Annotated in this window: 8 protein-coding genes, 13 tRNA genes, 1 rRNA gene, 1 pseudogene and 1 other annotated feature (1 of these 24 running past the window's edge); of the genes and pseudogenes, 19 read left to right on the forward strand and 4 right to left on the reverse strand. The window is 40.8% G+C overall.

Annotation, left to right across the window (positions count from 1 at the left end; translation table 11 throughout):
• Nucleotides 1-239 (forward strand) — a sequence feature (most likely nonfunctional fraction of RNA operon); it begins 219 nt to the left of the window's first position.
• The 17 genes and pseudogenes from rrf to HSISS3_RS00350 all read left to right on the forward strand — a co-directional run bounded on the left by rrf (nt 198) and on the right by HSISS3_RS00350 (nt 8,099).
• Nucleotides 198-313, forward strand: a 5S ribosomal RNA gene (gene rrf / locus HSISS3_RS00265). Its footprint overlaps the feature before it by 42 nt.
• A 104-nt stretch (nt 314-417) precedes the next feature.
• A tRNA-Val gene (locus HSISS3_RS00270) sits at nt 418-490 on the forward strand.
• Between the two features lie 4 nt (nt 491-494).
• Nucleotides 495-565 (forward strand) — tRNA-Gly (locus HSISS3_RS00275).
• Nucleotides 566-597: 32 nt separating this feature from the next.
• Nucleotides 598-671: transfer RNA gene (locus HSISS3_RS00280), tRNA-Ile, on the forward strand.
• Between the two features lie 6 nt (nt 672-677).
• A tRNA-Glu gene (locus tag HSISS3_RS00285) sits at nt 678-749 on the forward strand.
• An 8-nt stretch (nt 750-757) separates the two neighbouring features.
• Nucleotides 758-847 (forward strand) — tRNA-Ser (locus HSISS3_RS00290).
• Nucleotides 848-857: 10 nt separating this feature from the next.
• Nucleotides 858-931 (forward strand) — tRNA-Met (locus tag HSISS3_RS00295).
• 3 nt (nt 932-934) lie between these two features.
• A tRNA-Phe gene (locus HSISS3_RS00300) sits at nt 935-1,007 on the forward strand.
• A gap of 13 nt (nt 1,008-1,020) precedes the next feature.
• Nucleotides 1,021-1,101: transfer RNA gene (locus tag HSISS3_RS00305), tRNA-Tyr, on the forward strand.
• 5 nt (nt 1,102-1,106) lie between these two features.
• A tRNA-Trp gene (locus HSISS3_RS00310) sits at nt 1,107-1,177 on the forward strand.
• Nucleotides 1,178-1,188: 11 nt separating this feature from the next.
• Nucleotides 1,189-1,262 (forward strand) — tRNA-His (locus tag HSISS3_RS00315).
• A 7-nt stretch (nt 1,263-1,269) separates the two neighbouring features.
• Nucleotides 1,270-1,341: transfer RNA gene (locus HSISS3_RS00320), tRNA-Gln, on the forward strand.
• 9 nt (nt 1,342-1,350) lie between these two features.
• A tRNA-Leu gene (locus HSISS3_RS00325) sits at nt 1,351-1,434 on the forward strand.
• Nucleotides 1,435-1,484: 50 nt separating this feature from the next.
• A pseudogene (locus tag HSISS3_RS00335) lies at nt 1,485-5,878 on the forward strand (PolC-type DNA polymerase III).
• A 168-nt stretch (nt 5,879-6,046) separates the two neighbouring features.
• On the forward strand, nt 6,047-7,288 hold the full coding sequence (locus tag HSISS3_RS00340; RefSeq protein WP_021151329.1) for an aminopeptidase: 1,242 nt from the start codon (nt 6,047-6,049) through the stop codon (nt 7,286-7,288).
• 19 nt (nt 7,289-7,307) lie between these two features.
• On the forward strand, nt 7,308-7,538 hold the full coding sequence (locus HSISS3_RS00345; RefSeq protein ID WP_002888342.1) for a GlsB/YeaQ/YmgE family stress response membrane protein: 231 nt from the start codon (nt 7,308-7,310) through the stop codon (nt 7,536-7,538).
• Between the two features lie 132 nt (nt 7,539-7,670).
• Nucleotides 7,671-8,099 carry a MarR family winged helix-turn-helix transcriptional regulator gene (locus HSISS3_RS00350; protein ID WP_002888341.1) on the forward strand — a complete coding sequence of 143 codons (429 nt, stop codon included), beginning with the start codon at nt 7,671-7,673 and terminating at the stop codon, nt 8,097-8,099.
• A gap of 188 nt (nt 8,100-8,287) precedes the next feature.
• Here HSISS3_RS00350 and HSISS3_RS00355 read toward each other — a convergent pair.
• From HSISS3_RS00355 to ahpC, 3 genes are all read right to left on the reverse strand, one after another.
• Nucleotides 8,288-8,358 (reverse strand) — tRNA-Cys (locus tag HSISS3_RS00355).
• Between the two features lie 170 nt (nt 8,359-8,528).
• Nucleotides 8,529-10,061: an alkyl hydroperoxide reductase subunit F gene (gene ahpF, locus HSISS3_RS00360; protein ID WP_021151330.1), complete on the reverse strand. Its 1,533-nt coding sequence runs from the start codon at nt 10,059-10,061 to the stop codon at nt 8,529-8,531.
• Between the two features lie 21 nt (nt 10,062-10,082).
• Nucleotides 10,083-10,643 carry an alkyl hydroperoxide reductase subunit C gene (gene ahpC / locus HSISS3_RS00365; protein ID WP_021144823.1) on the reverse strand — a complete coding sequence of 187 codons (561 nt, stop codon included), beginning with the start codon at nt 10,641-10,643 and terminating at the stop codon, nt 10,083-10,085.
• Between the two features lie 273 nt (nt 10,644-10,916).
• Between ahpC and rpsB the strand changes: the two genes are divergently transcribed.
• Both rpsB and tsf read left to right on the forward strand, forming a co-directional pair.
• A complete protein-coding gene (gene rpsB / locus HSISS3_RS00370; RefSeq protein ID WP_002886342.1) occupies nt 10,917-11,684 on the forward strand; it encodes a 30S ribosomal protein S2 in 768 nt (255 codons plus the stop codon).
• A gap of 111 nt (nt 11,685-11,795) precedes the next feature.
• The gene (tsf, locus tag HSISS3_RS00375) at nt 11,796-12,836 is read left to right on the forward strand and encodes a translation elongation factor Ts (protein ID WP_008536226.1); all 1,041 of its coding nucleotides are present in this window, start codon (nt 11,796-11,798) and stop codon (nt 12,834-12,836) included.
• A 98-nt stretch (nt 12,837-12,934) separates the two neighbouring features.
• Here tsf and HSISS3_RS00380 read toward each other — a convergent pair whose 3' ends face one another.
• Complete coding sequence (locus HSISS3_RS00380; protein ID WP_021144826.1) at nt 12,935-13,405, reverse strand: COG2426 family protein; 471 nt, start codon at nt 13,403-13,405, stop codon at nt 12,935-12,937.
• Between the last annotated feature and the right edge of the window lie 126 nt (nt 13,406-13,531).

Here is a 13,531-nt window from a genome sequence, read left to right on the forward strand (position 1 = left end):
CCCATGATTATATATCAGTAAGAGCCCTGAGAGATGATCAGGTTGATAGGTTAGGAGTGGAAGTGTGGTGACACATGTAGCGGACTAATACTAATAGCTCGAGGACTTATCCAAAGCAAGTAACTGAGAGACATTGATAGCGTGAAGGTTTCTTGAGACGGTATAGATATTCAATTTTGAGTTGAGAATACTCAGAGTTAAGTGACGATAGCCTAGGAGATACACCTGTTCCCATGCCGAACACAGCAGTTAAGCCCTAGAACGCCTGAAGTAGTTGGGGGTTGCCCCCTGTTAGATATGGTAGTCGCTTAGCATTTAGGGAGTTTAGCTTAGTTGGAATTGAGAGGCAATCGAGATTTCAATCGGCGGATAAGAGAAACGAAGTTTCTGACCGTTGGCTGAGTTAAACGACCAAGAGGGAGTTTAGCTCAGCTGGGAGAGCATCTGCCTTACAAGCAGAGGGTCAGCGGTTCGATCCCGTTAACTCCCATTTAGCGGGTGTAGTTTAGTGGTAAAACTACAGCCTTCCAAGCTGTTGTCGCGAGTTCGATTCTCGTCACCCGCTTTATTTGGAATAAATAGCCAAGCATTTAGCTTGGGCGCGTAGCTCAGATGGTTAGAGCGCACGCCTGATAAGCGTGAGGTCGGTGGTTCGATTCCACTCGTGCCCATTATATGGTCCGTTGGTCAAGGGGTTAAGACACCGCCTTTTCACGGCGGTAACACGGGTTCGAATCCCGTACGGACTATATTATTTGGAGGATTACCCAAGTCCGGCTGAAGGGAACGGTCTTGAAAACCGTCAGGCGTGTAAAAGCGTGCGTGGGTTCGAATCCCACATCCTCCTTAATTTTTATCGCGGGATGGAGCAGCTAGGTAGCTCGTCGGGCTCATAACCCGAAGGTCGTAGGTTCAAATCCTGCTCCCGCAATTTGGCTCGGTAGCTCAGTTGGTAGAGCAATGGATTGAAGCTCCATGTGTCGGCGGTTCGATTCCGTCTCGCGCCATTTATTTATATTTGGAAGGGTAGCGAAGAGGCTAAACGCGGCGGACTGTAAATCCGCTCCTTCGGGTTCGGGGGTTCGAATCCCTCCCCTTCCATAGTAACGGGCATAGTTTAAAGGTAGAACTAAGGTCTCCAAAACCTTCAGTGTGGGTTCAATTCCTACTGCCCGTGTTAATATAATGGCGAATGTGGTGAAGTGGTTAACACATCAGATTGTGGCTCTGACATTCGGGGGTTCGATTTCCCCTCATTCGCCTATACTTTGGGGTATAGCCAAGCGGTAAGGCAAGGGACTTTGACTCCCTCATGCGTTGGTTCGAATCCAGCTACCCCAGTTATACTTTGCCGGCGTGGCGGAATTGGCAGACGCGCTGGACTCAAAATCCAGTGTCCGCAAGGACGTGCCGGTTCGACCCCGGCCGCCGGTATAAGTTACACTCCATGAGGAGTGTTTTTTTGTATATAGGAGTCATTTTTTATGTCTGATAAATTTCAGCTTCTTTTAAAACAAATTCGTTTTCCTAAGGATCATAAAACTTATAATGAAATTAAAGATGGTTCTATTCACTCTGTAAAATTATCAAAATCAAAACGTCGTTGGTTTTTTGTTTTTACTTTTCAAAATGTTTTGTCAAGTGAGGGCTTTAACCTTTTTAATTCGTTACTTCAGTCTACTTTTAATACCCTTGGTGCAGAAGTTTCTTATGAGTTTATTTTGGAGTCATCGTCTTGTGATAATGACTTACTATCTTTCTATTTTTCTTATGCTTTAGAGTCTTTAAAAGTTTCACATTTTTCCCTTTATTCTTTATTCTCCAATCTCAGTGTTGAATTTTTTAATAAAGAAATTCTCGTTAAAGCTCCATCTCATATTTTTAGAGAGAATGTTCAGGATAGATTTATTTTTTAGTTTCTAATGTTCTTTCAAATGTTGGATTGTCTGATGTTAAAGTTTCCGTTATTGAAGATAAAGATGTATCTTCTTCTTTCGAAACGGCTTATGAAACAAATAAAGTTTCCTTGCAAGAGCAAGCTGAATCTCAAGCCAAACAAGTTCTTCAATCTATTGTTGAAAGTGAACCAGTATCAACTTCTCGACTTGAGCAGAGTCCAAGATCTACCGAGAAACAAAGCCAACGTCAGGCAAGCTTTGATAAGGCTGAGATAACCCCGATGATTGATGTTAATTCTGAAGAAAACAGAATTGTCTTTGAGGGATATATCTTTGATGTTGAACAACGTGAAACGAAGACAGGACGTATTATCATTAATTTTAAAGTAACTGATTATACTTCAAGTTTTGCGATGCAACGTTGGGCGAAGGATAGTGAAGAGCTCGCTAAGTTCGATATGATTAAAAAGGGAAACTGGGTAAGGGTTCGAGGACGTATTGAGAATAATCCTTATACACATAGTTTGACGATGAATGTACAAGATATTAAGGAGATTTCTCATACACCTCGTAAGGATTTGATGCCTGAGGGACAAAAGCGTGTTGAATTCCATGCTCATACCAATATGTCAACTATGGATGCGATGCCTACCGTTGAGGAGCTTATTGATACAGCGGCCTCTTGGGGGCATCCAGCAGTTGCTATAACTGACCATGCCAATGTTCAGAGTTTTCCTCATGGTTACCATAGGGCTAAAAAAGCAGGGATTAAAGCTATTTTTGGTCTTGAAGCTAATCTTGTTGAGGATAAGGTTCCTATTGTTTATAATTCTGAGGAATTGGAATTAAAAGAAGCAACATATGTTGTTTTTGACGTTGAAACGACGGGCTTGTCTGCTGTTCATAATGATTTGATTCAGATTGCGGCATCAAAAATGCATAAAGGTAATATTATTGAGCAATTTGATGAATTTATTGATCCAGGTTACCCCTTGTCTGCGTTTACTACTGAATTGACTGGTATTACTGACAATCATGTTAAAGGTGCCAAACCTTTGTTACAAGTATTACAGGAGTTTCAAGTTTTTTGTCAGGGAACGGTGCTAGTAGCCCACAATGCGACCTTTGACGTTGGGTTTATGAATGCCAATTATGAAAGAAATCAATTACCAACAATTTCACAACCGGTTATTGATACTTTGGAATTTGCTAGAAATCTTTATCCTGAGTATAAGCGTCATGGTTTGGGACCTTTAACCAAACGTTTTGGTGTAGCTTTGGATCACCACCATATGGCCAATTATGATGCGGAAGCTACGGGTCGTTTGTTGTTTATTTTCATTAAAGATGTATTTGATAAGCATGGTTTGACTAATCTGGAACAGTTGAACACGGAGTTGGTTTCTGAGGATTCGTATAAAAAGTCTCGTGTCAAACATGCGACGCTCTATGTTCAGAATCAAACTGGTTTGAAGAATATCTTTAAATTGGTCAGCCTATCAAATGTATCATATTTTGAGGGAGTAGCCCGTATTCCTCGTACGGTTTTAGATGAGTATCGTGAAGGAATCATTGTAGGTTCTGCTTGCGCGGACGGTGAGGTTTTTGATACGCTCTTGTCTCATGGTATTGAAAAGGCAGTTGAAGTTGCTAAATATTATGACTTTATTGAAGTTATGCCACCGGCAATTTATGCGCCATTGATTGCAAAGGATTTAATTAAGGATGAGGCAACTGTAGAACAGCTGATTCGGGATTTGATAGAGGTTGCTAATCGTCTTGACAAGCCTGTACTTGCTACCGGAAATGTACATTATATCAATCCTGAGGATGCCATTTATCGTGAAATCATTGTTCGTGCTTTGGGACAAGGAGCCATGATTAATAGGCCGATTGGTAAGGGAGAAAATGCTAAACCGGCTCCTTTACCCGAAGCACATTTTAGAACAACCAACGAGATGCTAGATGACTTTGCCTTTTTGGGGAAAGAGTTGGCCTATGAGGTTGTAGTAACGAATACGCAGGCTATGGCTGACCAAATTGAAGAGGTCGAGGTTGTCAAAAAAGACTTGTACACGCCTTTTATTGATCGTGCGGAGGAGCAAGTTGCTGAGATGACTTATGCTAAAGCATTTGAGCTATACGGTAATCCTCTACCTGATATTATTGACCTACGGATTGAGAAAGAATTGTCTTCAATTCTTGGTAATGGCTTTGCCGTAATCTATCTGGCTTCGCAGATGTTGGTTAACCGTTCAAATGAACGTGGTTACTTGGTTGGCTCTCGAGGATCTGTTGGCTCTAGTTTTGTTGCGACAATGATTGGAATTACTGAGGTAAATCCTATGCCTCCTCATTATTTATGTCCTAAATGTCAACATTCTGAGTTCATCACAGATGGTTCTTATGGTTCTGGTTTTGATTTGCCTGATAAGAAGTGTTCAGAATGTGGAACCGAGTATAAGAAAGATGGTCAAGATATTCCTTTCGAAACCTTCCTAGGGTTTGATGGGGACAAGGTTCCTGATATTGATTTGAACTTCTCAGGAGATGATCAGCCGTCAGCCCACTTAGATGTTCGAGATATTTTTGGTGAGCAATATGCCTTTCGTGCTGGAACAGTAGGTACTGTTGCAGATAGGACGGCTTATGGTTTTGTCAAGGGTTATGAGCGTGATTACAATAAGTTTTACCGTGATGCCGAGGTCGATCGTTTGGCCATGGGAGCTGCTGGGGTTAAGCGAAGTACAGGTCAACACCCAGGTGGTATCGTTGTTATTCCAAATTATATGGATGTCTATGATTTTACCCCCGTCCAATATCCAGCCGATGATGTGACTGCTGCTTGGCAAACGACTCACTTTAACTTCCACGATATTGATGAGAACGTGTTGAAGCTTGATATTCTGGGACATGATGATCCGACGATGATTCGTAAGTTGCAGGATTTATCGGGAATTGATCCCAAAGATATTCGAGCAGATGATCCGGATGTAATGAAGCTTTTTTCAGGTACCGATATTTTAGGTGTAACACCTGAACAGATTGGGACACCAACGGGAATGTTGGGAATCCCTGAGTTTGGGACTAACTTTGTTCGTGGTATGGTCGATGAGACGCATCCGACGACCTTTGCGGAACTCTTACAGTTATCTGGTTTGTCTCATGGTACAGACGTTTGGTTGGGTAATGCACAAGATTTGATCAAGGAAGGTATTGCCACTCTGAAAACCGTTATCGGTTGTCGTGACGATATCATGGTATACCTAATGCATGCGGGATTAGATCCTAAGATGGCCTTCACCATCATGGAACGTGTGCGTAAGGGAATGTGGTTGAAGATTTCTGAAGAAGAGCGTAATGGCTATATTCAAGCCATGCGTGAAAATAATGTTCCAGACTGGTATATTGAATCTTGTGGAAAAATCAAGTACATGTTCCCGAAAGCCCATGCGGCAGCCTACGTTATGATGGCCCTGCGTGTCGCTTATTTCAAAGTACACCATCCTATTTATTACTATTGTGCCTACTTTTCTATCCGTGCCAAAGCTTTTGAACTTAAGACTATGTCGGCAGGGCTTGATGCTGTTAAAGCGAGAATGGAAGATATTAAAGAAAAGCGTCAACGAAATGAAGCGACTAATGTGGAAATTGATTTGTTTACGACTCTTGAAATTGTCAATGAAATGTTAGAACGTGGCTTTACCTTTGGTCAGTTAGATCTTTACAAAAGTCAGGCAACTGAATTTCTGATTGAGGGAGATACCTTGATTCCACCGTTTATTGCACTTGAAGGTTTGGGCGAGAATGTTGCTAAGCAGGTAGTTGCTGCACGTGAGGAAGGAGAATTCCTTTCTAAAACAGAATTGCGTAAACGAGGAGGCCTTTCATCCACTTTGGTTGAAAAGCTAGATGAAATGGGAATCCTAGGCAATATGCCAGAAGATAATCAGTTAAGTCTTTTTGATGATTTCTTTTAGGAGATAAAAGAAGTCGTGCATAAACTTGAGAGAATGGAGTTAGTCTCTGTTCTCTTTTTTATTTTTCTTGCCAACTGTAGTGGGTAAGGCAAGGTTAAAGCTGTGAGGAAACTTTTTTCTTAGTCTTATGGTATACTGTTAGAAAATTATAGTTTCAGGGAGTTGATTATGGTTTTACCACATTTTAAAGAAAATCTTGAAAAATATGCTAAATTATTGGTTGCCAATGGGATTAATGTACAACCTGGTCATACGGTGGCCTTGAGTATAGATGTAGAGCAAGCAGAGCTAGCTCATCTTTTAGTTAAAGAGGCCTATGCTCTAGGAGCAGCTGAGGTAATTGTTCAATGGTCGGATGATATCATTAATCGAGAACGATTTTTGCATGCTGGTATGGACCGAATTGAAGAGGTTCCTACCTATAAAAAAGCTGAGATGGAATATTTGCTGGACAAGAAGGCAAGTCGCTTAGGTGTTCGTTCATCAGATCCAGGGGCCCTTAATGGTGTAGCTCCTGAACGTCTATCTGCTCATGCTAAGGCTACTGGGGTGGCCTTTAAACCTATGCAGGTGGCAACTCAGTCTAATAAAGTTAGTTGGACTGTAGCTGCTGCAGCTGGTAAAGAATGGGCTAAGAAGGTCTTTCCTGATGCTTCGAGTGATGAGGAAGCTGTAGATTTACTTTGGGACCAAATTTTCAAGACCTGTCGTGTTTATGAAGAGAATCCTGTACGTGCCTGGAAGGAACATGCTGATCGTTTAGATGCTAAAGCACGCCTACTTAATGAGGTACAATTCTCAGCCTTACACTACCAAGCACCTGGAACAGATTTAACTCTAGGATTACCCAAAAATCACGTTTGGGAATCTGCAAGGGCAATTAATGCACAGGGTGAAGGCTTCCTACCTAATATGCCAACCGAAGAAGTCTTTACGGCACCAGATTTTCGTCGTGCAGATGGCTATGTCTCAAGTACAAAGCCTCTAAGTTACAATGGCAATATTATTGAGGGAATCAAGGTAACCTTCAAAGACGGTGAGATTGTAGACGTTACAGCAGACCAAGGTGATGAAGTGATGAAAAATCTTGTCTTCAACAATAGTGGAGCGCGTGCTCTAGGTGAATGTGCCTTGGTACCAGATCCAAGTCCTATTTCGCAGTCTGGTATTACCTTCTTTAATACCCTTTTTGATGAAAATGCCTCCAACCACCTAGCTATTGGAGCAGCCTATGCTACCAGTGTTGAGGGAGGAGCAGACATGACAGAAGAGGAGCTTAAGGAAGCTGGTCTTAACCGTTCAGATGTACACGTAGATTTTATGATTGGTTCAAATCAAATGGATATTGATGGTATCCGTCAAGATGGTAGTCGTGTACCAATCTTCCGAAATGGTGATTGGGTAATTTAAGTAAGAAGGAGGAATTCTTATGATTGGAAGTATGATAGTTGGTTTTCTAATTGGTCTTATTGCCTCTGCTATTTCAAACCGAGGTGAGCGAATGGGCTGTATTGGTAAGACCTTTTTAGGATGGCTTGGCGCTTTTGTTGGGCAACTTCTTTTTGGAAATTGGGGACCGATGCTATCAGGCACCGCTATTGTTCCTTCAGTATTAGGTGCGGTGATTTTATTGGCTCTTTTTTGGAATCGTAATAGTTAGTAAATGAAAGAGTTCTGAGGTGTTGGTTAGATATCTAAGAACTCTTTTTCTTATTTCTTCTTTTTCATATACCACTTTTAGAAAAACTGTGGTAGAGTAATAAATACAGCATCTATTTGGAAAGGACTATAAATGAGCGACTTAGATAAAAACATGGCTGTCAAGAGTATGGTTGTTATGCGTAAGGCTTTTCGTACCATTGATGCCAAGGTCTCTGAGACTTTTAAAGAATTTGATTTAACACCAACTCAATTTGGAGTTATGGATGTGTTAAATGCCAAGGGACGTATGAAGATTGGTGAATTAATTGATTGCATGCTTGCCACTTCTGGTAATATGACTGTTGTCATAAAAAATATGGAGAAAAAGGGCTGGTTGAGTCGACAAGCTTGTCCAACGGATAAGCGAGCTTTCGAGGTTGATTTGACAGATGAGGGCCGTCGAATCATTCAAGCAGCAATTCCACCGCATCAACGAGCAATTGAGGAGACTTTTTCCGTTTTGACTTCTGAAGAACAAACACAGCTGGTGGAGCTCCTGAAAAAATTTAAGAATGTCTGAACATATTTATTTGTGTTTTAAATATTACAATCTTAGTTTGATTAAAGTTTGAGAGCGTATCTTTAAGATAGCTGCTATTAGATATGCTCATTAGTTTATGATTTATGGATTCCTGAAGCTTCTGGCTTCGGGGATTTTTTATGCGATTATAGCAAAAAAAGACACCCTTAGGTGTCCTCAAATTATGAAGGCGGTAGACGGATTTGAACCGACGATCAAGCTTTTGCAGAGCCGTGCCTTACCACTTGGCTATACCGCCATAACAAATACCATTCTATCGAAAAAAGAATGATTCGTCAAGTCTCTTTTATCAAATAGGCGATTGGACTATTAAAGCTACGTATATTCAAAAAAAGAGGCTGAAATTTAGTCAACCTCTTTATAGTAATTATAACTGTTGCAGACAGATTACTAACACGTAAGTTTTGATTATTGTCTAATCAAGTAATCAAATGCACCAATAGCTGCTGTAGCGCCAGATCCCATGGAGATAATGATTTGCTTGTAGGCGCTGTCAGTACAGTCACCTGCGGCAAAAATGCCAGGGATGTTTGTTGAACCAAATTTATCAACGACAATTTCTTGGCGTTCATTGAGTTCAATGCCACTATCTTTGAGCCAAGCAGTACTTGGTACAAGACCAATTTGAACAAAGACACCTTCAAGATCAAGATGTTTTTCTTTATTTGTATCACGCTCAACATAATTCAAACCAGTCACATGATCGTGACCAACGATTTCTTTGGTTGCAACATTTTTAAGAATAGTTAGATTATCAGTTTTAGCAGCACGTTCTTGTAAAACTTGGTCTGCCTTTAGTTCAGGTAAGAACTCTAAGACCGTAACGTGTTTAGTAATACCCGCTAAATCCAAAGCGGCTTCCAAACCTGAGTTACCACCACCGATAACAGCAACATCTTTTCCTTCAAATAGAGGACCATCGCAGTGTGGACAGTAAGTAACCCCTTTGTTACGGAATTCATCTTCACCAGGAACATTGATATTACGCCATTTGGCTCCTAGGGCTAGAATAGCAGTTTTAGCCTGTAGAACAGCACCATTAGCTAGTGTGACTTCAATGAGTTCTTTCTTCTCAATACCAGTAGCTAATTGACTTTTGATGATATCAACATTGTAAGATTTCGTATGCTCTTCAACTTGGGCCATTAACTTAGGACCTTCTGTATATAGCGTACCAATCATGTTTTCAATACCGACTGTCTCAATAACTTGTCCACCAAAGGTTTCTGCTAAAAGACCAGTTTTTAGTCCTTTACGGGCAGCATAAATTGCAGCACTGTTTCCAGCAGGACCCCCACCAATGACCAAGACATCATAGACCCCTTTATCGGCAAAAGCATCAGCATCAAGTGGACCATCCAATTTTTCTACAAGCTGTTCAATGGTTGCACGGCCAGATGTAAATTCTTCTTGGTCTTTGTAAACTGTAGGAACAGACATGATACCTTTGGCTTTGACTTCATCTTGATACATACCACCTTCAATCATAGTGTGGGTGATATTTGGGTTCAAAACAGCCATTATATTAAAGGCTTGAACGACGTCTGGACAATTATGGCATGTTAGTGAAACATAAGTTTCAAGATTGATAGTTTTGTCAATCTTTTTGATGCGTTCAATAATATCCTCATCAACTTTTGGTGGACGACCAGAAACTTGCAAAAGAGCTAAAATGAAAGACGTAAATTCGTGCCCCATCGGTAGGCCAGAGAAAATAACACGACTTTTTTGCCCTTTCTGTGCAATACCAAAACTAGGTTGACGTTTTAAATGTGTTGATTCAAGACTAATGCGGTCAGACATAGCGACAATCTCATCTAGAAATTCTTTTACTTTTCGAGAATTATCGTCATCTCCCAAATCGGTTTGTAATACAATATCAGATTCTAGTAAATTTAAATATTGTGCTAATTGAGCCTTGATTTTTTTATCTAAGACCATGGATACGATACCCCCTGGTTGTTAAATTTTACCTACAAGATCCAAGCTAGGAGTCAATGTTTCAGCTCCTTCTTTCCATTTGGCTGGACAAACTTCACCTGGATGTTGGCGAATGTATTGAGCAGCACGAACTTTATCAATAAGAGTGCTTGCGTCGCGTCCGATACCATCAGCGTTAACTTCCATCATTTGGATAACGCCATCTGGATCAATGATGAATGTTCCACGTTGTGCAAGACCATCTTGACCAAGAACATCAAAACCTTGAGAGATGAGATGTGAAGGATCTCCAATCATAGGATAAGTGATAGTTCCAACAACATCTGAGTCATCATGCCAAGCTTTGTGAACAAAGTGAGTATCTGTAGAGACAGAGTAAACCTCTACATCAAGAGATTTAAGTGTTTCATATTGCTCTTGAAGGTCGCCGAGTTCAGTTGGGCAAACAAATGAAAAATCTGCAGGATAGAAGCAGAAAACAGCCCATTTTCCTTTAACATCTTCATCTGTAACAGTGATGAATTCTCCATTGTGATAAGCTTGTGCTGAGAATTCAATAATTTCTTTTCCGACTAATGACAAAATAATGTCCTCCTCTATTTTTGATAGCCTAATTATAAACGAAATATTTTCGAATCTCAAAGGAAACGATTACCTTTTATAAGGAGGGAGTGCTCTGCTAATGGATAGCTTGATTTTATAGCTTGTCAAATGTCACTTTTTTTGATAAACTACTATAGTTGCGTAAAGTAACAAATACTCATTCTAAGCCGATTGTGGTCTTGTTGCCGCAGGGTGGGACTGCAAGTCTAAAGCTTAGAAGAGGAAAAAAACAATTTTTAAGGAGAAATACTCATGGCAGTAATTTCAATGAAACAACTTCTTGAGGCTGGTGTTCACTTCGGTCACCAAACTCGTCGCTGGAATCCTAAGATGGCTAAATACATCTTTACAGAACGTAACGGAATCCACGTTATCGACTTGCAACAAACTGTAAAAATGGCTGATACAGCTTACGAATTTGTTCGTGAAGCAGCAGCTAACGATGCAGTAATCTTGTTCGTTGGTACTAAAAAACAAGCAGCTGAAGCAGTCGCTGAAGAAGCTACTCGTGCTGGTCAATACTACATCAACCACCGTTGGTTGGGTGGTACTCTTACAAACTGGGATACTATCCAAAAACGTATCGCTCGTTTGAAAGAAATCAAACAAATGGAAGCTGATGGAACTTTCGAAGTTCTTCCTAAGAAAGAAGTTGCACTTCTTAACAAACAACGTGCACGTCTTGAAAAATTCTTGGGTGGTATCGAAGATATGCCTCGTATTCCAGATGTAATCTACATCGTTGACCCACACAAAGAACAAATCGCTGTTAAAGAAGCTAAAAAACTTGGTATTCCAGTTGTAGCGATGGTTGATACAAACGCTGATCCAGATGAGATTGATGTAATCATCCCAGCTAACGATGACGCTATCCGTGCCGTTAAATTGATCACTTCTAAAATGGCTGATGCTATTATCGAAGGTAACCAAGGTGAAGATGCTTCTGCAGATTTCCAAGAAGCAGCTGCAGCTGATTCAATCGAAGAAATCGTTGAAGTTGTCGAAGGTGACAACAACTAATCTTTAAGGTTAGTTAGGGCTCGATGCCCACTAAAAATAAGACAAACACCTAAGGGGCGGGGCTCAGCCCTGCCCCTTAGTTTGATAAAATAAATTTGGAGAAAACACAAAATGGCAGAAATTACAGCTAAACTTGTTAAAGAATTGCGTGAAAAATCTGGTGCTGGTGTCATGGACGCTAAAAAAGCATTGGTTGAAGTTGATGGTGATATCGAAAAAGCGATTGAATTGCTTCGTGAAAAAGGTATGGCTAAAGCAGCTAAGAAAGCTGACCGTGTTGCCGCTGAAGGATTGACTGGTGTTTATGTTCACGGTAATGTTGCAGCAGTCGTTGAAGTTAACGCTGAAACTGACTTCGTTGCGAAAAATGCTCAATTCGTTGAATTGGTAAACGAAACAGCTAAAGTAATCGCTGAGGGTAAACCAGCAAACAACGAAGAAGCACTTGCTTTGACTATGCCTTCAGGTGAAACTCTTGAAGCTGCATATGTATCTGCAACAGCTACTATCGGTGAAAAAATTTCATTCCGTCGTTTTGCTTTGCTTGAAAAAACAGATGCACAACACTTCGGAGCTTACCAACACAACGGTGGACGTATCGGTGTTGTTACAGTTCTTGAAGGTGGAGATGAAGCTCTTGCTAAACAAATCTCAATGCATATCGCTGCAATGAAACCAACTGTTCTTTCATACACTGAATTGGATGAACAATTTGTTAAAGATGAATTGGCACAACTTAACCACACAATCGATCAAGATAATGAAAGCCGTGCAATGGTTAACAAACCAGCTCTTCCACACCTTAAATTTGGTTCTAAAGCTCAATTGACTGATGCTGTTCTTGCTCAAGCTGAAGAAGATATCAAAGCTGAGTTGGCTGCTGAAGGTAAACCAGAAAAAATCTGGGATAAAATCATCCCAGGTAAAATGGACCGCTTCTTGCTTGACAACACTAAGGTTGACCAAGCTTACACTCTTCTTGCTCAAGTTTACATCATGGACGACAGCAAAACGGTTGAAGCTTACCTTGAATCAGTAAATGCTTCAGTAGTAGAATTTGTTCGCTTTGAAGTTGGTGAAGGTATCGAAAAAGCATCTAACGACTTTGAATCAGAAGTTGCAGCTACAATGGCAGCAGCTCTTAACAACTAATTCTAGTTGCTAGATAAAAAGAAAAGAAGTTACGTAATCGTAGCTTCTTTTTTGTCGTAAATAGAAAACGTCTGAGTATTCCCTAGACGTAAAAAATATTAATGAGCGAAGGTATTGACACCAAGGAGAAGAGAAAGCGTCCCCATGATAATACCTGCAAGGATAACTCCAAGCATAACAGCTAAAACGCTGCGTTTAAAGTCCCAATCTAGGATGGATGCTGCCAGTGTACCTGTCCAAGCTCCTGTTCCTGGAAGTGGGATACCCACAAAGAGTAAGAGGGCCCAGAAGATACCTTTGTCTCCAGCGGCTTTTTCAAGCTTTTGCCCCCCACTGTGGCCTTTTTTAAGACACCAGGTAAAGAAGCCACCAATAAGAGGTTTGTCAGCACCCCACTCGAGAACACTGCGGGCGAAGAAGAAAATAATTGGAACTGGAAGCATATTCCCGATAACACAAAGAATGAGGGCTTGCCACCAAGGAATACCTGAGGCAATAGCGACAGGTACGGCTCCACGGAGCTCAACAAGGGGAATCATAGAGATTAAAAATGCAATGATGTATTTCATGAATAACCTTTCATAGGAAAATAAAATTAGTGAGAAGTCCCAGGTGAAGTGAGTATTTCTCGATAGTGGTAAGAGGAATATTACCATAGTATAAAGTGAAAGGCTCTTGTTCTGATGAGGATTAGC

Source organism: Streptococcus sp. HSISS3, from assembly GCF_000448605.1.
Classification (GTDB): domain Bacteria; phylum Bacillota; class Bacilli; order Lactobacillales; family Streptococcaceae; genus Streptococcus; species Streptococcus raffinosi.